The 21069-nt window shown below is 37.2% G+C and carries 15 protein-coding genes and 2 tRNA genes; 9 read left to right on the top strand and 8 right to left on the bottom strand.

The annotated features are described in order from the left end of the window. Window positions 1-10: 10 nt before the first annotated feature. On the bottom strand, window positions 11-2743 hold the full coding sequence (locus ACPF64_RS09655) for a type VI secretion system Vgr family protein (protein ID WP_426452886.1): 2733 nt from the start codon (window positions 2741-2743) through the stop codon (window positions 11-13). A gap of 280 nt (window positions 2744-3023) precedes the next feature. Between ACPF64_RS09655 and ACPF64_RS09650 the strand changes: the two genes are divergently transcribed. Beyond that, window positions 3024-3494 (top strand): hypothetical protein, encoded by a 471-nt coding sequence (locus ACPF64_RS09650; RefSeq protein ID WP_426452884.1) that lies wholly within the window; start codon window positions 3024-3026, stop codon window positions 3492-3494. Between the two features lie 112 nt (window positions 3495-3606). Here ACPF64_RS09650 and ACPF64_RS09645 read toward each other — a convergent pair whose 3' ends face one another. Next, the gene (locus ACPF64_RS09645; protein ID WP_426452882.1) at window positions 3607-4161 is read right to left on the bottom strand and encodes a TetR/AcrR family transcriptional regulator; all 555 of its coding nucleotides are present in this window, start codon (window positions 4159-4161) and stop codon (window positions 3607-3609) included. 818 nt (window positions 4162-4979) lie between these two features. Between ACPF64_RS09645 and ACPF64_RS09640 the strand changes: the two genes are divergently transcribed. The 3 genes from ACPF64_RS09640 to ACPF64_RS09630 all read left to right on the top strand — a co-directional run bounded on the left by ACPF64_RS09640 (window position 4980) and on the right by ACPF64_RS09630 (window position 7740). Then, window positions 4980-5351: a hypothetical protein gene (locus ACPF64_RS09640; RefSeq protein ID WP_426452880.1), complete on the top strand. Its 372-nt coding sequence runs from the start codon at window positions 4980-4982 to the stop codon at window positions 5349-5351. Window positions 5352-5536: 185 nt separating this feature from the next. Further along, window positions 5537-6625, top strand: coding sequence for a YjgN family protein (locus ACPF64_RS09635; protein ID WP_426452878.1), 1089 nt, complete (start codon window positions 5537-5539; stop codon window positions 6623-6625). Window positions 6626-6645: 20 nt separating this feature from the next. Next, complete coding sequence (locus ACPF64_RS09630; RefSeq protein ID WP_426452876.1) at window positions 6646-7740, top strand: M48 family metallopeptidase; 1095 nt, start codon at window positions 6646-6648, stop codon at window positions 7738-7740. 150 nt (window positions 7741-7890) lie between these two features. On the opposite strand, the gene ACPF64_RS09625 is transcribed toward ACPF64_RS09630, so the two are convergent. From ACPF64_RS09625 to ACPF64_RS09605, 5 genes are all read right to left on the bottom strand, one after another. Continuing rightward, a complete protein-coding gene (locus ACPF64_RS09625) occupies window positions 7891-8214 on the bottom strand; it encodes a hypothetical protein (protein WP_426456129.1) in 324 nt (107 codons plus the stop codon). 381 nt (window positions 8215-8595) lie between these two features. Further along, window positions 8596-10344, bottom strand: a complete 1749-nt coding sequence (locus tag ACPF64_RS09620) for an FAD-dependent oxidoreductase (RefSeq protein WP_426452874.1) — start codon at window positions 10342-10344, stop codon at window positions 8596-8598. A gap of 244 nt (window positions 10345-10588) precedes the next feature. After that, window positions 10589-11188: a hypothetical protein gene (locus ACPF64_RS09615; RefSeq protein WP_426452872.1), complete on the bottom strand. Its 600-nt coding sequence runs from the start codon at window positions 11186-11188 to the stop codon at window positions 10589-10591. Between the two features lie 115 nt (window positions 11189-11303). Then, window positions 11304-11393, bottom strand: a tRNA-Ser gene (locus tag ACPF64_RS09610). A gap of 85 nt (window positions 11394-11478) precedes the next feature. Continuing rightward, complete coding sequence (locus ACPF64_RS09605) at window positions 11479-13509, bottom strand: FAD-dependent oxidoreductase (protein WP_426452870.1); 2031 nt, start codon at window positions 13507-13509, stop codon at window positions 11479-11481. Window positions 13510-13955: 446 nt separating this feature from the next. Here ACPF64_RS09605 and argG point away from each other — a divergent pair, with 446 nt between their 5' ends. After that, complete coding sequence (gene argG, locus ACPF64_RS09600; protein ID WP_080547616.1) at window positions 13956-15314, top strand: argininosuccinate synthase; 1359 nt, start codon at window positions 13956-13958, stop codon at window positions 15312-15314. Between the two features lie 60 nt (window positions 15315-15374). On the opposite strand, the gene ACPF64_RS09595 is transcribed toward argG, so the two are convergent. After that, window positions 15375-16637: a GGDEF domain-containing protein gene (locus tag ACPF64_RS09595; RefSeq protein ID WP_426452868.1), complete on the bottom strand. Its 1263-nt coding sequence runs from the start codon at window positions 16635-16637 to the stop codon at window positions 15375-15377. A gap of 149 nt (window positions 16638-16786) precedes the next feature. Here ACPF64_RS09595 and pyrC point away from each other — a divergent pair, with 149 nt between their 5' ends. The 4 genes from pyrC to ACPF64_RS09575 all read left to right on the top strand — a co-directional run bounded on the left by pyrC (window position 16787) and on the right by ACPF64_RS09575 (window position 20860). Continuing rightward, window positions 16787-17821, top strand: coding sequence for a dihydroorotase (gene pyrC / locus ACPF64_RS09590; RefSeq protein WP_004641891.1), 1035 nt, complete (start codon window positions 16787-16789; stop codon window positions 17819-17821). Further along, window positions 17806-18468 carry a ribonuclease T gene (rnt, locus tag ACPF64_RS09585; protein ID WP_003652803.1) on the top strand — a complete coding sequence of 221 codons (663 nt, stop codon included), beginning with the start codon at window positions 17806-17808 and terminating at the stop codon, window positions 18466-18468. The genes pyrC and rnt overlap by 16 nt, the downstream gene beginning before the upstream one ends. An 18-nt stretch (window positions 18469-18486) precedes the next feature. After that, a tRNA-Glu gene (locus ACPF64_RS09580) sits at window positions 18487-18562 on the top strand. A 183-nt stretch (window positions 18563-18745) separates the two neighbouring features. Next, a complete protein-coding gene (locus ACPF64_RS09575) occupies window positions 18746-20860 on the top strand; it encodes a TonB-dependent siderophore receptor (protein ID WP_426452865.1) in 2115 nt (704 codons plus the stop codon). Window positions 20861-21069 lie beyond the last annotated feature (209 nt).

Genomic DNA, 21069 nt, shown 5'->3' with positions numbered 1-21069 from the left:
TCCTAGTGCTTTATTCTGGAGAAAAAACTTCTATATTTAATGCTGTCATTGCATCTTTGGTAAAAACTGTAGTTTTTCCATCTTCGCCAGATACACCTTCAAAAACTTGACCATCTTCAGCCGTAATTCGGTATTTAAGATTTTTTGCGGGTTCACCATCTGGATAATGCAAAATAAAATGCTCGTCATATTGTGATTTCAATTCCGGCATTGCTGGTAATTGGCTTGAAAGAGAAGCACCACTTTTTGTCTGGATCTGGCCAGCTTTAAGCTCTATTAAACCGGGGCATGCAATTTCTATATTTCCATCCTGAATTTTGATATATCCACCACCCGCAGTAATCAAAATTCCTTTTCCACTTTCAATTCGGACAAAATCATTAAGTGAGTAAACATGCATTTGTTGTTTGGAAGATAAAGTCATTTTTCCTTTTTGTGCTGCTACCTCTACATCCCCTTCACCCGATTTAATTTTGATTCCTGCATGTTTGGCAAAAATACTAATTTTATCCAGTGCCTTTGCAATCCAACTTTTACCAGTGAAAAATTGCAGATTTTTCGGTGTACTGAAATCGATATTTTGTTTAGCGGCAAGTTGCAAACTCTCTTTGCTATCTAAAATCATTGCTGATTCACTATGCAAAGCCACTAAAGCATCTGAACTTTCATTCCATTTATCAAATTTTTCTTTAAGTGAATCTTGTGAACCTAAATCTGGTTCATCTACTTCATGGGCTGAAGCAAGTTCTTTAAAGTATTTATTACTTTCGGTATGAAAATTAATATTCTCTTTTATGTTCGACCTTGTCAGTTGTTCGCCTTGTGCCTGTTCTGATGATTCGGACGTTAAAAGTATTCCTTTAGCGGCACGAACAGCTCCCCACTCATCTGTTCTTAATTCAAAGCCTTGTCCACGTCCTTCACTTTCCGCTTTATCTTTCGGATGACTCAAATTCCCCAAATTAAGCTGAGAGGAACCGTGACTGCTATGTAACTGAGCACTAATCTGCCCTGTCGTATCATCAAAACGGAGTTGGTTATACCCACTGCCGTCAACCTCTTTTGAACGAATACCACTCAGTTTTTTTGTGTCAGGTAATTGCCCTTTAATATCGAACTTCGTTGGAGAACGCTGCGCCTCATGGATGCGTCCCGTTACAAATGGTCGATCAATGTTGCCATCAAAGAAATCAATCACTACGATTTCATCTTTACGAGGTAAAAAACGTGCTCCGTAACCTTCACCAGCCCAAGGAGTAAGGACATCTATCCAAGCCGAATCTGTATCACTATTATTGGCCCCCGCACCACCATCATGGGCATGGTCATCTGTACGCGTAAATAGGAATCTGACTTTTATTCGTCCCCATTCATCCACATGAATTTCTTCACCATCACTGACCACTTTGGCGCGTTGTACATGAGCTATAGGACGATGCTTCAAAGGGTCATATTCAGGTACAACATTGATATTTCTACGAACGACTACAAATTCATTAGCCTGACGCTCTTGTTCACTGTCTTTGGTGGTTTGCCAGTGACTTAAGGTCAATAACTTTTCAACTTGGTCTTGTATATCTTTTGGCAGGTTATTTTGATTATAAAAGTGCTTATTAAGGATTAAAAACTCCTTATCATGCTGACTATGATTTTTTTCTAATTCTGGGTAGTCAAGCAATTGGAACCAATAACCGACTTGGGTATCACGTACACTGCTATGCGCTGTAAAATACTTGGCTTGTAATGACTGATATTGGTTTAAATGTATATTCAGTTTTTCTAACTGAGAGTTACTTGAAGCAGTGGCTTGATCCTCCCCTTTAAGATCACTTATCCAAGCAGGAGATATATTCAATGCCTGTTCTAGACTTAAGCTTTCATTGTCTCGCTGAGAACTATGTTTATGCAAACTAATGACTGATCCACTGGCATCTTCTTGACTTAGACTATCAGCTTGCCAACGTTGTACATGAATAGCTGTTGGTTGTAACTGTCGCTGAGCAATAAAACTAGTGATGCTGTCATATTGTTCAGTTGCGTTAGAACGATGGTAACGAATGGTTCTGCGTTCAAGCGATTGAAACTGATTATTATCATCAATTAAACGTAGTTTCTGTGCCTCAATACTTTGACTATTAGTTGTTACAATATAACTAGACTCATCCACAACCCAATTAATTGATTCTTCACGCATTATTCTAGTTAAATATGCGTAATCACTTTCATTAGACTGCATAGAGAATGGGCGTACATCATACGTTTTTGTTAAACCACTCGTCTCTAACTGTAAACTTGATGCAAATAAAGGACTTTTACTTTGCCATTCCTTAAAAATGACCTCAATAATATCCACAACACTTTTATTCATAAACACACGGCTATTACGTCGTTTATGCCATAAGCTAGTAGCATCCTGCATAGTCAAGCGATATAGACTAAAAGCACCATCGCTTTGCCCTTGACTGGCACCAGTTACAATACCCGTAGTTCTAAAAAGTTGACCGGAATCTGTCACTTGATCAACCGCAACCTGACATCCAATAAACTGTTTTAATTCAATATATGGGTTTGTAGATAAACAAATAAGTTCTGCTGATAGCCCATCATTAATCCCATGATACCCATCTATACGTTGCAACATAATCTGAGAATTAAGCTCTGCATTTGAAAACTGGATACTAATCGCCCGTTTCTGAACGCCAAATCCCATTTTTTCCAAGATACCAAAGATATTATTCAACATTATGAAACACGCTTTATTATTAACCCAATAAGTTTATCAGAATGACCTGTCTGTCTCAATTTAAGGTATTTCATATTTTGTTTATATTGGTATCTTTCCTTATCCTCATCATCTTCTTCTAATTTGCTTTATATAAATCTACAAACTGAACTTAAATTTTAATAACAAAAATATTTACGACCAATTTTAGTGAAGTGAAGCAATCAAAATCAGTAACTTACTTTACGCTGCTAAGAAGATATGAAAGAATTACGATCCAATATAACTTCTGAAAGTTAAAATGAAAAAAATATTATTTTTTAGTTTATTGAGCATTCTCAGCTCATATAGTTTTGCAGCAGATAATAGTTCAGTGTATCGAGGACTTGGTACTGGTCATCATGATTTTTTAAATTTCAAAATACTTAAACAACAAGGCCTTATAGCAAAAAAAGCCAATATTTCAAGAGCAGATTATAATGATGTATACAAATTAAAAAAGTCTTACCAATTTATGGGGCAAAACGTTGTACTAATCTCAGATGAATATATGTCTGAATATGTGGGATGTTGTGTTAGCGAAGGTTGGGGAGCTGTTTTTAAACAAACAGCTAATTTGAAATTGATTCAACAATTTGCAAAAACTAATCAATGTAATATCAACCCTATCGAGTCAGATAGTAATTACTATGGATTTAAAATCAGTTCCTTACCTAAAGGTAAATACTATGAACTATCATGTCGTGAACGTGACCTAAATGAGTCTGAATAAATAGAAGTTAAACTCTGGAAATAAAAAGCCAAACGATCTGTTTGGCTCAAAAAAAGCAAAAAGCCTGATCAAAATAATCTATAAGCTCTGTCATTTAAGTTATTCATTTGCACTAAATAAACTGCATTAAAAAATAATCTAAAAGCCTTTCTCTTTCATCTGGCTTGTTTGGATCTAAAAGCTGAACCATTGCCCCATCAATCACAAACAAGAACATGTGAGCATCAGGTTTTGAAACATTTGCATCGGTTGTTAAAAGCAAATTATAGATTTCATTAATGAACCAGTTTCGATAGTCAATCACGACCTGATATGCCTTGGGATGTGTTTTTGAAATCTCAAAAATAGCTTTAAAAAGCAAATGATAAAGTCCGTCTAAATCGGCATGTAAAAAGTAAATTTTGCGAAGCTTTTCAAGCAGAGCTAAGCCTTTTTGAACATAAATGATTGAAAGTACTTCTTGTTTAAGACCATCTTTTTGAAAGGTTAAACTCATTTGAATTAGCCTTTCTTTTGAATGAAAGTAATTATAAAAAGTGGCTTTGGGAACTTTTGCTGACTCAATAATTCGGTCGACCCCGACATTATGAAAGCCATAGTTGTTAAACAGATATCGGGAAGTGTGAAGCACACTTAAAGCACGAAATGGGAGATCTGAATGTGGCATAGTTTTACCGTTATAAAAAATTCTTGTTGTATATAAATGAGATAAAATGCCTTCACTCTTTTTTAAGCAAATAAAAGGCATAGCAAAGCCGTAAAGACTGTGCTTGGCACATCTCAAGTTTTATTGTTGATTAAGTTTTAAGTGATGAAGATTTAAAGTCCGAAAAGCCTAGTGACTTTCAAACTGCTTTAAATGTTTAAGTTGTGTCGTTATAGCTTTTGGCAAAGGCTGCCAAGAAATAATGAATGTGCAAAGCCAACTCCTTTTTATTGGGAGTTCTGCCAAAACATTAAAATTATGGTGGCAGAACGAAAGGGGGTTCGCAGACTGGAAACAAAGGAACCAGCACACCCGAAGGTGTCCCCCTTCCGCCCTACCGTAGAGAAAAAGGGGGCGAACGAGTTCCCGACACACAAAACAAGAGTTTTGCATATCGACTTTGTTTTCCCGGTCTGCGACAACCGACTGGCAATGTGGCCAGCAGGCAAAGGATAGTGCTCTACCCTTTGGCAGTCAAGCACACTAAACGATATTTGCTTTAAAATAGATCATTAAAAAGTAAGGATAAATAATTAAAATTTATTGTTAAATTGGGATTTATAAAGTCACAGAAGTTAAGAACAGTTTAGTGATTTATAGGTTTTTCGATTTGGGTTTATCCGAGTATTTCGTATAGGGCTACTATGTTAATTGAAGAAAATTTATAATATTAATAATAATCTCTAAGGCTAAAAAATTTAATGCTAACGAACACTCATCAAGACTATATAAACAAGATAACTAAAATACTTGAAAATTTGGAAGAAAAAGGAGAAATAATGATTCTTTCACAATCTTCAGAAATAGTATCAAAACTCATAATCCACTCAATTGCAGAAGAAACAATAGAAAAGAGATTAGAAAGTGATTTTATTATTGAATGTGACATTCCTTATTTACTAGAAACTATATCATCTCAGTTAGGCTCAATATTTAAAGAAGATAAAGAAAACTCAGATCGAATTGTGAATCAGTTTTATCATAATTTATTAGATAGATTGAATATGCAGCAAGTTGCAGAGCTTTTACACCATGAAGGAGCTTTTGAAATAGCCTTACGATCATACTATTCCATAAAATTGGGGAATGAAGATTATTTAGATTTGAACTATCTTGATTGGCGAAAACAATATTATTCTCAACTAAAATAATAAGAGGCTTTATATAAAATAAAAGGTGTTTTCTCCCGTTCCGCCGCAGAGGGAGACGAGTGGTATTGTTGTTTGCTTTTCATTCTATTCCTTTCAATTTATAAAAAATATATAATATTCTCAATAGTTTTCTAATTATCTATTACTTTCAATCAAGATCATTTAGTTTCAATAAAGAGAATAAAATGCAAGAACAAGCTTTACCCTCATCTCCTCAAGATTTGAATGAGGATCAAAATATTACGTCACCACCAATTTCACAATCAGGAATTTATCATTTTAAGTTTCATGGTAAAGCCTCGGAATATTTTGGAATCTGGATCGTTAATATTCTTTTGACTATTATTACTTTAAGCTTATATGCACCTTGGGCTAAAGTTCGTCGCTTACGCTATTTCTATGGCAATACAGAATTTTTTGAACGTCGCTTTGATTTTACAGGCATTCCAACCAAGATTTTGATTGGACGTTTAATTGCATTAGGAATTTACGCCGTATTTGCAATTTCATCACAGTATTCAATGATTGCGACTGTGGTTGGACTAGTTGCACTATATACAGCAGTACCTTGGCTAATTCGCGCTACTTTGCGTTTTACGGCAAGAAATAGTAAGTTCGGCAACGCACGTTTTTATTTTGGTGGAACGATAAAAGAATCTTATAAAGTCTTTCTTTTGAGTATATTGGTATATATTTTCACATTAGGAATCTTTACACCTGTAGCTATTTGGCTATATAAAAAATATTATCTTAACAATTTATATGCTGGACAATTAAATTTTAAATTAAACGCGAAATGGTCTGCATATATGGCTGCAGTTTATATCCCAGTTTTTGTTGCAATTGGTATAATTGCTATTTTTTCAATCATTTACTTTGCACTTGTCGGAACAATTTCTGGGTTCTCACCGAACGCTGTAGTCTTCGGAATGTTTATGGTATATGCATTTATTGGATTATTTATTTATCCATTAATTGCTGCACGTCTTTTTATTACGACATGGAACAATACTACAGTTGGAAACAGTCAATTTAAAACAGACTGTAATCAATGGCGTTTTGCATGGATTGTAGCTTCAAACTGGATTGTAAAAATCTTAACCATAGGCTTAATGTCTGCTTGGGCTGCGGTTCGTATTCACAAATATCAGATTGAATCGATGAGTTTAATTTTATTAGATAATCCAGATCAAATGATGAATCTAGCTCAGCAAGAACAAAGTGCTTTAGCTGAAGAAATCAGTGATATTTTTGATATTGACATCTCTCTATAATAATCTGAGTTTAATAATTTATGTCCCAAGCAGTAGATATCATTTTCTATGATGGCATAGTGTCTAAACCTCACCGTGCTCAGATTTCAGCTCAATCTAAATCTGAAGTTCTCATTCGGTATGGTGATCAATTAGAACAACAGCGTCATTATCAATATACTGATATGAAATTGATTGGTGCACTGGGACAGTTACACCCAGTGATTGAATTATCTGATGATGCACGGATTGAATTTCATAGAGCATTACCTGAATGGTTTAATTACACAACTAAAAAGGTTCAACATTCGATCTGGAAATTTGAACGCTCTCCAGCTCTTATTCTTTTTAGTGTAATTTTTGTGATTACTTTTGCGATCAGTCTAGTGAAATGGGGTGTTCCAGCTACATCCCATTATCTTGCTTTTCAATTACCTGAGAATACTTTAAAGAAACTAGGCGATGAAGCCGAGAATTATGTATTAAATAATTGGACTGCACCCAGCCAATTAGCACAAACTCAAAAAGACCAAATTACTAAACAATATTTGAATACTATTGCTGAAAACAGACCAGCCAAATTAGTCTTCCGTAAAGGCGATCATTTAGGAGCAAATGCTGTAGCGCTACCCAATAATACGATTATTATCACAGATGAACTGATCAAATTGGCACATACTAATCAGGAAATCTTAGGTGTATTAGCCCATGAACAAGGCCATTTAGTTTATCGCCATAGTTTACAACAAGGGTTAACTAGTTTAGGCCTAAGTATATTATACATTGCAATGACAGGAGATAGTTCAGACTTATTTACGTCATTACCGGCTGCTATGATTGGTGCAAATTACTCACGTAAATTTGAGTCCGAAGCCGATCTATATGCTTTACAGCTAATGGATAGGAAACATATCGAAGTCTCGCACTTCGCAAATTTCTTACAGCGTTTAAGCGATACAACAGAAGAAGGTATCGATAAAAAAAATCAGTCCAACCCGCCAACTTCTCAAGAAGAATCTTCAGCTAATAAACTATCTACAGCTGTTCTTGATACTTTATCTTCTCATCCTGCAACTGAAGAGCGTATTCGAATGGTTCATGATTTTGAGAAAAAACAGATGCTAAAGATTAAATAGCAGAAAACGAAGATTCATTCCCAAGACACTATTAAATATAAAATTAAGCTGAAAACTAAATCTGCCCAACTCAATCCAAATTTCCATATGAGTTGCTAAGGACTAAAACTTTTTTAAAGGCACACAAAATAATTTATAGGCTCACAGAGTCTATCTAGAAAATTTATGGTCTTTAGGAAGTGGAGCATCACATGGTTGATCCGTCTTTACATTGACCATTTTCACAGGCCCATCATTGTAGATTGTTACCTTACAGCCTTTTACGACATATTCCTGTTGAATGCCACCATACATTTCATCCTCAGAAACAGCAGATGCAACATCACAAGCCTCGTCAGCACGGCATGCAGCCTCTTCTTCACCAACCTTTACAGCTTCTGCCCCAGCAGCTTCCATTGCGTCTACAGCACTCTCCTGTACTTCAGCATCTACAGCCTGTATCTTTGCTGCATATGTATTTGAAAGATTCATCATAAGAAAAATTGCAAGAAATAACTTACTACAGTGATTTATTAAATTCATGAACTATCCATATTTATTAATTTAAATTCAGCGTATACCGAGATCGATTTTACTTTGCAAGTTAGGGATGCAAAGAGGTTTGTATTATAAGGAGCTATTCTACCCATAATTATACATATAGCAGCAATAGTTGACCCGAAAGAATTCTTCAAACAATTACAAAATATTGACCATTATGAGGATGCAATTAACTACAAAATATAAAATTAAACTGAAATTTAACTCTGCCCAACTCAATCCAAATTTTTATATGGGTTACTAAGTACTAAAAAATATTCACATAAAAAAGCCCCTGCTTTTAACAGGGGCTTTTCGAATTTGGCGGGTGAGATCCTAATTTAAACTAAGTATTGATAACATGGCTTTGTGCAATTCATTGTCCGCCGACTCAATGTTGTTGCTTTGCCAAGCAATATAGCCATCTGGTCTGATCATTATGCAAGCATTTTCATCATTAGTCCAAGAGCGAGAAAGTTCTCCATAAGAGTCTTCAACCTCTCTTTTTGGACCTACCTGTATAACTTTAATATCTAAATTGAGCTGGCTATTAATGTTATCTACTGCAAACTTCCATTTGTCACCTTGTAACCAACAGAAAAGCGTAAACTTTCCATTTCCGATTAAGTCTAAGGTTGATATTTTTTTATGATTTTTGACTAACCATGTATGAGGGAGTTTATGACCAGGAGTAAATGAGGGATAATAATGAAGATCTTCATCTCTACTAGAATCTACTTTATTTTCAATAGCAGACTCTGCTCCAATAATTGCAGATGAATGATACCGTACGTTAGTTTCTACTCCTAAGGCAGCAAATTCATAAGCTTTATATTCAATTGCAGATCTTAAATCACGGCGTTTAACAGCACCTTTTTCATTTCCTTCGCTTAAGGCGTTTATACTTCCTTGCATCGTCTCTGTACTGTACTTTCCATCTAACTCTAAAGCAGAAAAGATTGTAGAGAACTCTCTAACACTTTGATTTGCTCGCTTAACAATTCGCTCACCAACAGGTGCTCTTTCTTCATTAAAACTGTTTAATAAACCACTACCCGCTTTACCATTTAATACAAATGCTAATTTCCAACATAGGTTATAAGCATCTTGTATAGATGAGTTTGAACCTAATCCATTCGAAGGTGGATGACGATGGACAGCATCACCAATGCAGAAAACTCGACCTTTCGAGTATTGTTCTGCATACATTTCATTTACTGTCCATAACGACTTACTACTTATGCTTATTTCAATGTCGTTATCGCCAATAAGCTGTTTGCAAATTGCAATTGCTTCATCATCGGTAAGAGATGGCTCTTCTTTTTCAATGTCATACCCCCAAACAATCTGCCATTCATTCCAAGGTCTGACCATACGTAACAATCCTAGGCCAATCCCGCCAATGTTTGCTCCAGGTTGTATAATCCACCAGAGGTAACCAGGGCGATGCGAAACGTATTTTGTTAAATCGGCTTTAAAAATAATACTGATACTGCCACTTTTTCCCATTTTACCTGCCATAGGTAAATCTAAATCTTTTACGACTTGGCTGCTTGCACCATCAGCTCCGATTAAATACTTACAACGGATTAAGTATGTTTGTTTAGTTAATCTATCTAAAACAGTGACTGTTACGCCGTTCTCATCTTGTACATGAGATAAATATTCTGTATCAAATCTTGGGTGGCTCCCTCGTGATGCTGCATTTGAAAGTAAAATAGGTTCAAATAGGTGTTGAGGAAGATCACACTGTTCACAGGGGCTCGCTTTAGCATATTCTGATGTTCTTTCTGGATGATTCATTCCATAAGGAAAGCGTCCAATTTCATCACCCGTTAAAGATGTGCAATAAACAACATCTCCCATAACTTCCTTGGGTGCTGCTTTTGCTATTACTTCATCAGATATTCCTAAATCTCGAACAATTTCCATAGTTCTTTGACTTATATAATGAGCACGAGGGCTGTTTGCCAGCCATCTATATTTAGTTATTATGATATTTCTAATTCCATAACTACTTAACATAAGTGCAGCAGAAGAACCAGCTGGACCACTCCCAACAATTAAAACATCAGTTTCTAACATTTTTATCCTATTACTTACATATTCTTGGTAGCTAAATCACTATTGCATAAAATTAATGAAATAACCATTTTAGATATAATATTGCTTCAAAAAACTCTTTTTGATCATGCAGGTAAAACTTAACAACATTAAGTATTAAATAAGTCTATAAAAGTTATAAAGCAGATTTTTAATCAAGATTTCTTATAACAACATAGTTCAGTCTTTTAATAAATATGGCAAAGTTTTATGAGTTTGACTTAATTTAGTTAACATAATGTATTTCCTTCACTTGTTCGTTTAAAATTTTTAATGTAGTTAGACAAATATCTAAATATTGATTATCTGTAATTTTTTTAGGATAGGTATTAGCATCAATATTAATAATTACCTCATTCCACGTAAAAAGCTTTCTAAATGTATTTGATTTACATGCCACATCACTACTCAAAAAATCAGCTTTACGATTATAATATTGTGGTGAATACATAAAAACTCGAAACCCACCTTCCACCACAATATCACCTTCCCACTTTTTCCCTATTAGTTTATCTATATCTATAACTCTAATAGTAAAACCATTAGCACCATAATACTCTCTTGGTATTAACCAAAAACGACCACTACGCTTTATTAAAAAATATTTACGAGAGTCAAATTTTGGTAGTCGTGCGAAGTCTTCTTGTGTATAAGAGTCAAACTCTTCAGCTAACCTAATCCTTTCCCGTTCCATATTTGAATGAATAAGAGCATCTTGATCTTTCTCTGTTAAAGGAACACATTTATATACAAGCCATGCTATAAAAATAATTAAAAGCAAAGCCCATACAAAACCTTTAGTTGGTGTGTAGTTTTTTATTTTCATTTTTCCACCTTTAATAAACTAAGAATTAATGCACCTAGATTTTGATGTGGGGTATTTTGAGGGGTAAAAGCATAGATAAAAAAAGCCCCTGCTATTAACAGGGGCTTTTCGAATTTGGCGGAAGCGGTGAGATTCGAACTCACGGAGGACTCACACCCTCGTCGGTTTTCAAGACCGGTGCATTAAACCGCTCTGCCACGCTTCCATGTGCGTAAGAATACAAAGCTTATTCATTTTATTCAAGAAAAATATCATCACTTTGTGTTCAAGTGCATATTGTTTCATCAATTTTACAATCGAGCAGCTAATTCTGCTCCTTCTTTGATCGCACGCTTCGCATCTAGCTCCGCTGCGAGCTTTGCACCACCAATAATGTAGTAGTTCGCTATAGTCGACTCACCTTCTTTTGGCATCAAGTCTTTTACCGACTCTTGACCTGCACACACCACAATCGTATCGACACGTAAAAGCTGGTCTTGACCATTGTGCTCAATCCAAAGCCCTTCATCAGTGACCGCTTTATATTGCACACCACGGAGCATACGCACGCCATGCTTTTTAAGCTGTGCGCGATGTACCCAACCTGAAGTTTTACCAAGGCCAATACCTAGAGGTGTTGTCTTACGTTGCAGTAAATAAATCTGGCGAACAGGAAGTTCAACTACTGGTGGTTGCATACCACCTTCAGAAATATAGTTAGGATCTGGGTCTACGCCCCATTCACGTTGCCACTCGGCTAAAGGTTGAGGCTGGGGTTGATGTGGCGGTTTAAGTAAAAACTCTGACACATCAAAACCAATACCGCCCGCACCAATCACTGCAACTTTTTGCCCAACTTCTGCACCTTTTAAAACTTGAGCATAAGAAAGAACTTGTGGTGCATCGCTTCCTTCAATTTTTAATGCACGAGGGATTACACCAGTTGCAACAATGACTTCATCAAAACCTTCACGTTCAAGCTGCTCACGGTTCACGCGAGTATTTAAACGTACATCCACCCCAGTTTTTTCGAGTTGGACTTTAAAGTAGCGAATCGTTTCGTGAAACTCTTCTTTACCCGGCACCACCTTAGCAAAGTTGAACTGACCACCCACATCTGAAGTCGCTTCAAATAAAGTGACCGCATGACCACGGCTTGCCGCAACGGTTGCTGCTGACATACCCGCAACCCCGCCACCGACAACAGCAATACGTTTAGGCTGCTTGGTTTTTAAATACACCAGTTCTGTTTCATGGCCTGCACGTGGGTTCACTAAACAAGACACGCGCTTATTTTTAAAAGCATGGTCTAAACACGCTTGGTTACAAGCAATACAGGTATTAATTTCATCAACGCGGTTAGTCGCTGTTTTATTTACCCAAAAAGCATCGGCCAATAAAGGACGTGCCATTTGAACCATATCTGCTTTACCTGTTGCCAAAATTTCTTCGGCAGTTTCAGGCATGTTAATACGATTCGACGCAATAATCGGAATAGAAATATGTTGTTTTACATGAGCCGTATAATCGACAAAAGCTGCGCGAGGCACAGACGTTACAATGGTCGGAACACGGGCTTCATGCCAACCAATGCCTGTATTTAATAACGTTACACCTGCCTTTTCTAAAGCTTTGGCAACAATCACGACTTCTTGCATAGTGTTACCGTCATGAACTAAATCGAGTAAAGACAAGCGGAAACAAATAATAAATTTCTCGCCGACTTTGGCACGAATCGCTTTAACAATCTCGACCGGAAAACGCATACGGTTTTCAATGTCACCGCCCCAACGGTCAGTACGCTGATTCACGTGACTACTTAGAAACTGGTTAATTAAATAACCTTCCGAGCCCATAATTTCGACACCGTCATAGCCAGCTTTTTTGGCAATGTCAGCACACTGAGCGTAATCTTCAATTGTGCTGAGAATATTTTTTTCAGAAAGCTGACGTGGTTTAAATGGCGAAATTGGAGATTTAATGGCTGTTGAAGACACAACAAACGGTTGGTAACCATATCTGCCCGCATGCAAGATTTGCATTAAGATTTTAGAGCCATGTTTATGAACAGCATGAGTTACCAGACGGTGCTGAGGAACATCAAATAGACTGTTCATGGTTCCACCAGCAGGTGCTAACCACCCTTGACGGTTCGGTGAAATACCGCCAGTAACAATCAGGCCAACCCCACCTTTGGCACGCTCTTCAAAATAAGCAGCCAGTTTTGGGTAATTATAGAAACGGTCTTCTAAGCCCGTATGCATGGATCCCATCACCACACGGTTTTTAATAGTGGTAAAGCCTAAATGTAATGGTTTTAATAGATTGGCGTAACTTGTCATGCTGCGTCCCAATAGTTTTTTGCAACTTGTTGCATAGTACTTTAATACTTTTTTAGTAATTTTGGATGACCCAGTAAAGAAATTTATCGGAGCTTATGGTCAATCCATCAAAACCACTCCTATTACTTTTATTTAATGACACTAAGGAAATCTGGCTCTTTTTCCCATTTATATAATAAGCACAGCATAATCACACCAAGAATGGTAACACTTCATATTCATCCTATTTTCTTTTTAAGTCATTAAAAGTCTTTTCTTATTTGGAATAACAATACTTCATTCCCCCTTCCCATTCTATAAATACGCTTAGATTTTTTATGAAATTAAAACTTCAAATCAGAACAAGTGAATTAATGCTTTTTTTGCCAAAAAAAGCACCATGAATAGTGCTACAATAGCCGCCATTCAGAATTCTCGAGACCACCTACACGGGGTCTTTTTTATAAATGTTAGGATTAGCAATGACTGATAATGCAACTATCTTGCAGCATGTACCAGTAGGCAAAAAAGTTGGGATTGCCTTCTCCGGAGGCCTAGACACTTCAGCTGCTCTATTGTGGATGAAACAAAAAGGCGCAGAGCCTTATGCATACACTGCAAACTTAGGCCAGCCTGATGAAGATGACTACGATGCAATTCCAAAGAAAGCAGAACAATACGGCGCTGTAAAAGCTCGCTTAATTGACTGCCGCTTACAACTTGCGCTCGAAGGTATTGCTGCAATTCAGTGTGGTGCATTCCATATCAGTACAGGTGGTGTTCCTTATTTCAATACGACTCCACTCGGTCGTGCAGTAACAGGTACAATGTTAGTTACTGCAATGAAAGAAGATGACGTAAACATCTGGGGGGACGGCTCAACTTATAAAGGTAACGATATTGAACGTTTCTATCGTTATGGTTTGTTGACCAACCCGAATCTTAAAATTTACAAGCCTTGGTTAGATCAAAACTTCATCGATGAACTCGGTGGCCGTGCAGAAATGTCACAGTTCCTGATCGACAACGGTTTTGACTATAAAATGTCAAAAGAAAAAGCGTATTCAACTGACTCAAACATGTTGGGTGCAACTCACGAAGCAAAAGATCTTGAATACTTAAATGCTGGTATCAAAATCGTTGACCCAATTATGGGCGTTGCTTTCTGGAAAGATGAAGTTGAAATCAAACCAGAAGAAGTGACTGTACGCTTTGAAGAAGGTGTACCTGTTGCATTGAACGGTCAAACTTTTGACAATCCGGTTGAGCTTATTCTTGAAGCAAACCGTATTGGTGGTCGTCATGGTCTAGGTATGTCTGACCAAATCGAAAACCGTATTATCGAAGCAAAATCTCGTGGTATCTATGAAGCACCGGGTATGGCCCTTCTTCATATTGCTTACGAGCGTTTGGTTACTGGTATTCACAACGAAGATACGATCGAACAATACCGCATTAACGGTTTACGTTTAGGTCGTTTACTTTACCAAGGTCGTTGGTTCGACTCTCAAGCGCTTATGTTGCGTGAAACTGCACAGCGTTGGGTTGCTAAAGCTGTTACCGGTGAAGTTACGCTTGAACTTCGTCGTGGTAATGACTACACCATCATGAACACTGAATCTCCAAACTTAACGTACGAAGCTGAACGTTTAACAATGGAAAAAGGCGATTCAATGTTCTCGCCTATGGACCGTATTGGTCAGTTGACTATGCGTAACCTCGACATTACCGATACACGTGCAAAACTTGGTATCTATACAGATGCTGGTTTACTTTCAATCGGTCAAGGTTCTGCTATTCCTCAATTAGACAGTAAGAAAAAATAATTTTCTTAGCTCATAAAAAGGCCACCTATTAAGGTGGCCTTTTTATTTTTTAAAATTCATTCAGGCAATTTCGGCGACTTGTAAAGGCTGATAATAAATCTGGTTACGTCCAAGTTCCTTAGCCCGATATAAAGCTTGATCGGCAGCATGAATTAAATTTTCCTGAGTTACTCTTAAGCCTTCTGTGTAAACAGTAAAACCCAAACTAATGGTGACATGCTTAGAAACTAATGATGCAGCATGAGGAATCGCTTGACGTTCTATAGCTTTATAAATATTGGCAGCCACTGCATAGGCACCTTGAGCCGGTGTTTTCGGCAAAAGAACGACAAACTCTTCTCCGCCATAACGAGCAACAAAATCAACATGACGAATAGAATTTTTAATTGCAGAGGCAATAGACGAGATGACCTTGTCTCCCATCTGGTGTCCATAACAATCGTTATAGTTTTTAAAAAAATCGATATCAATAAATAAAACTGCCAATGGGCGTTGTTCTTGCTTTGCCCGATAGTAAAAAAAGTCGAACATCTCATCGAAAGTACGTCGATTAGAAATTTTAGTGAGCGCATCCTGCTGACTTAAATGAAGCAACTCAGATGCCTCAATACGTAAAATCTGTTCGTTAAGCTCAGCAAGCTGATTATTTAAAAAAAGGCTTCTTTCTCTAGACGTGAGCATCGTACTAATTGAAAAACCTAAAATACAGCTACCAAATAGTGCTCTTCCCAAAGCAATATAGTCACAATCCGCTTGAAATAAAATCAATAGAGAAAAAACACAAATGGCTGCGATCAAACCGACATAAAGCATATGCAAAGGCTTTATACCGCTCAAAATAAAGCCGAGCATATATAAAAAAGAAAGTAGTAACATCGACTGATTTTTAAGAGCGATATTTCCGACACTAAGAAGCAACATTGCATTGACAATAATGGTAAAAAAAACAATTCCGCATGCAGCAATATAAAAATATTCAGAGAGTTTCTTAAACTTGGCAAATACCCAAAATAACAGTAGCGCACCAGCAATATTAATTGCACTTAATATGCAGAAAATAAAATCCCAAGTTATGTAAGGTACACCTATCACTAAATAGTCTGTAGGTAGCACTAGCAAAATAAAAATAAGGTAGGTTAGGACACCACTTGCTAAAAATTTTGAGATATTTTGTTTTGTTCGCTCAAGATTTAAGCACCAGAATTTTTTTTCTAATTGATGGGGCAACGGTGTATTGGCATAACGATGGGTATGTAAAGTTACCAGATATTCTATTTCTTCTTTTGCTTTGAGTAATTCATGTACATTTCCCCTATTTACCACTAGCCGTTTCCTGCCTCTTACACATTAACAAAATATAACATTATTTTTTAACGCCTCTTGCGCTTTATTTTGCCATTTGTCCGTAATTCTCGTTACCATTTTCACACTTTATCGATTATCATTTGTTTTATTTCGAAGTTTGAACTGCCTTGAACTCTATTACCCTGCTCCAGCCAGATGATTGGCATGCACATTTACGTGATGGTTTAGCATTAAAACGTACCGTACCTGATTTGGCTAAACAGTTTGCTCGTGCGATCTGTATGCCAAACCTTGTTCCGCCAGTAAAAACTGTGGAAGAAGCATTAGCTTACCGTGAACGTATTCTTGCTCATGTTCCAGAGGGTCTCAATTTTGACCCACGTATGGTGCTTTATTTTACTGACTTCACTTCACCAGACGAAGTTCGTAAAATTAAAGAATCTGGGCATGTAAATGCAATTAAACTTTACCCAGCTGGTGCGACCACCAACTCTGATAACGGTGTAAGTGACATTCGTAAGGTTTATGCAGTTATTGAGCAATTAGAAGAGCATCAAGTTCCGTTATTACTTCATGGTGAAGTAACTCATAACCACGTCGATATTTTTGACCGTGAAAAACGTTTCCTTGATGAAGTACTCAACCCGCTTTTAAAACAGTTTCCAAAACTTAAAGTGGTGCTTGAGCACATCACCACAAGCGATGCGGCTCATTTTGTTTTAGAACATGACCGTAATGTTGCTGCAACAATCACGCCTCAGCATTTATTATTTAACCGTAATGACATGCTGGTTGGTGGTATTAAACCGCATTTCTATTGTTTACCAATTTTAAAGCGCCAAACACACCAAACAACTTTGCTTGAAGTTGCAACGAGTGGTAATCCTAAATTTTTCTTAGGTACAGACAGTGCGCCGCACTCGCAAGATGCAAAAGAAAATGCGTGTGGCTGTGCGGGCTGTTATAGTGCACCTAATGCAATTGAGCTTTATGCCCAAGCATTTGACCAAGTGGGTAAATTAGAACGCCTAGAAGGCTTTGCAAGCCATTTTGGCGCAGACTTCTACGGTCTACCACGTAATACTTCTACTATTACCTTGGTAAAAGAAGATAATCTTGTACCAGAATCTTTTGATTATTTAGATGATCAAAAAATTATCCCGCTGCATGCCGGGAAAACGCTGCAATGGAGAAAAGTGTGACACAAGAAACCTCTGTCCCGGTCATTGGCCAACGTTTTCGTGGCTTCTTACCTGTTGTTGTTGACGTTGAAACGGCAGGTTTTAATGCCCAGACAGATGCATTGCTAGAAATTGCGTGCATTCCAATTGTGTATGATGCTCAGGGGCAATTTGTCCCTGGTCCAGCATTTCATGCGCATATTAACCCGTTCGAAGGGGCTAACCTCGACCGCCGTTCGCTAGACTTTATTGGTATTGATCCATTCAATCCAATGCGTATGGCAATGGCTGAAGATGAACGAACTGCATTACGCCGTATTTTTAAATCAGTAAATGAAGTTCGTAAACAACAACATTGTACCCATGCAGTATTGGTTGGTCATAACGCCCATTTTGATCTTGGTTTTGTTCAAGCAGCGATTGCACGTACAAGCACAAAAAACCAGAACCCATTTCATAGCTTTTCAGTGATGGATACGGTTACTTTAAGTGCTGTTATGTTTGGACAAACTGTCCTTGCCAAAGCCTGTATTCAAGCTGGAATTGAGTTCGATGGTAAAGAAGCACACTCTGCTTTATACGATACTCAGAAAACTGCTGAACTGTTTTGCTATATTTTGAACAAACTGTCTCCTTACCTACTTGACAGTTTGGTGGCGGCTTCTTAAGATACCGCCATCCTCAACGTCCCTATCGTCTAGAGGCCTAGGACATCGCCCTTTCACGGCGGTAACCGGGGTTCGAATCCCCGTAGGGACGCCATTATTCTATTCTTATAAAATTTCTTTTTATTTTCTTAACATTCTATTTATTTTTTAACCCCTCTTATTTTTAAATAAAATACATTTGTATTTAAATATCACTGATCCGGTATTTTCTTTACATAGTTTTACAATATAATAATTCTTATTTTTATACTGATATTTATTATCAAATAGGTTTTAAATGGATCTTAAGCTTCGCCTCCTCTCCCTGAGCATTGCTCAATTCTGCTGTTTATCAACTGCTTTTGCAGAAACAGATAGTTCTTCAACGACTCTTGCGACGATTAAAATTAAAGCCCAACAGGCATCTGACCAAACTTATAAAGTCGATAGCTCAAGTAGCGCAACACGTAGTGAAATCGCATTAAAGGACACACCGCAATCGGTCAGTGTTGTAACCCAAAAAGTAATTGAAGATATCGGTGCAACGCGTCTTATTGAAGCTCTTGATTTAGCAGGTGGCATTGGACGAGCGAATAATTTTGGCGGTCAAGGCTTAACTGGTTTTAACCTTCGTGGCTTCACCAGTGGCGAATTTTATCGTAACGGATTCCCAATTAACCGTGGTTATCCAAATGCACCAGATAGCAACACAATTGAACGTATAGACGTTTTACGTGGCCCCTCTTCCAGCTTATATGGTCGTGGTGACCCAGGTGGTACGTTTAACTTAATTTCTAAAACACCGAAGTCTGAGCAACAAACCACTCTAGGTGCTCAGCTTAACAGTGAAGGTTTATACCGTACCACTGTAGACACCACAGGCACTATTCCAAATGCAGACAATATTGGTTATCGCCTAAATGTGATTGCAGAAGGTGGTGATAGTTATCGTGACAATGTCGAATCTAAACGATACGGAATTGCACCAGTCATTCAATGGCAAGCTTCTGACGCCACGAAAGTCACTTTTGAGGCCGATATTTTACGGAATCAACATCCACTTGACCGTGGGCATACGCGTTATCCTGCACAAAAGTCTTTTAATAGTTCACCAGAAACATATTTGTGGGAAACAGGTAAATATAACAACCGAATCTACAATGATAACAATATGACCCAATTACGAGTCGAACATGACCTTGGAAATGACTGGAAGCTCAATGCGGGCGTGCAATATTTAAATGGCAAATTATATGGCTACGCAGTAGAAGCAAATGGCATTCAAGCTGATGGAGAAACGCTCGAAAGAAATTACAACTATCGCGAATTAAAATGGCAAGACACTGATGCACAAATTAACCTAACAGGTAATTTCCAACTTTTAGGTTTAGCACATACCTTGGTGACTGGACTCGAATACGAAAACTACGATTATAAATCATACATTATTCGTTCAGATCCAAAGTCAAATAACTACCCAATCAATATTAATGATCCTGTTTTAGGCCAACCTCTACCCGAGCTTAAAAACGTTACCACCCATGATCGTGAAAATTTAAAAACAACAGCCGTTTTTGTACAAGATCAAATCGATTTAAATGAACGTTTAAGTGCTTTATTGGGTTTACGCTTTGAGCACTATGAGCATGACTATAAAAACCTATTACCAAATACTGCAAACTGGAATACTAGTCACGATGCCTTTATTCCCCGTTTAGGGTTAGTTTTTAAAGCCCGTGATGATCTTTCAATCTATAGTAATGCAGCAAAATCTTTTAAACCAAACACTGGCGCTAGTCGCAATGGAGAAGGTTTTGACCCTGAAGAAGGCATCGCTTACGAGTTAGGGTTTAAATGGCAAGTGCTAGACAATATGTTGTCGGTTGACTCTGCTATTTTTTATGCTAAAAAAGAAAATGTATTAACTATCGATCCTATTGATTCAGCCTATAAGGTTTCTGCTGGTGAAGTTCGTAGTCGTGGTATTGAATTAAATATTGCAGGGCAAATTACACCTGCTTGGAAAATTATTGGTGGATACGCATATACAGATGCGGAAGTGACTAAAGACAACAATTTGCAAAAAGGAACGTCTTTAGCCAATATTCCAAAGAACAGTTTTAATCTTTTAAATATTTATGAATTTCAGGGTGGAACTTTACAAGGTTTAGGTCTAGGGGTTAATCAAAAATATATTGATAAGCGCGCAGGACAAACCGCCAATAGTCCCTACACCATGAAAGGCTATGCGGTTACAGATTTGGTTTCTTATTATCAAGCAACACCAAAACTTCGTCTTAACTTAGATTTGAAGAATATTTTTGATAAAGTTTATGATGAAAGTGCCTTTAATTTATATGCTTATCCGGGCGAACCACGTACCGTTCAGTTTGGTATGAGCTATACGTTCTAACTTGAAAATATAAAAAATCCTTTCACGGCGATAACCCAAGTTCTAATCCCATAAGGATGTCAAACTCTAAAAAACCACTGCATTTTTAATGCAGTGGTTTTTTATTGATCTTCTCTCATAAAAATATAATCTTTTGATTTATAAATACTTTATTATACTTAAGTTATCTTCTGTCCTATACTAAGAGTAGATCAAAACTATAATTTGAA

Source organism: Acinetobacter sp. KB005 (genome assembly GCF_049949095.1).
Lineage (GTDB): Bacteria > Pseudomonadota > Gammaproteobacteria > Pseudomonadales > Moraxellaceae > Acinetobacter > Acinetobacter calcoaceticus.
The sequence above is the reverse complement of the archived record's forward strand: the minus strand, read 5'-3'. Positions and strand labels throughout refer to the sequence as shown.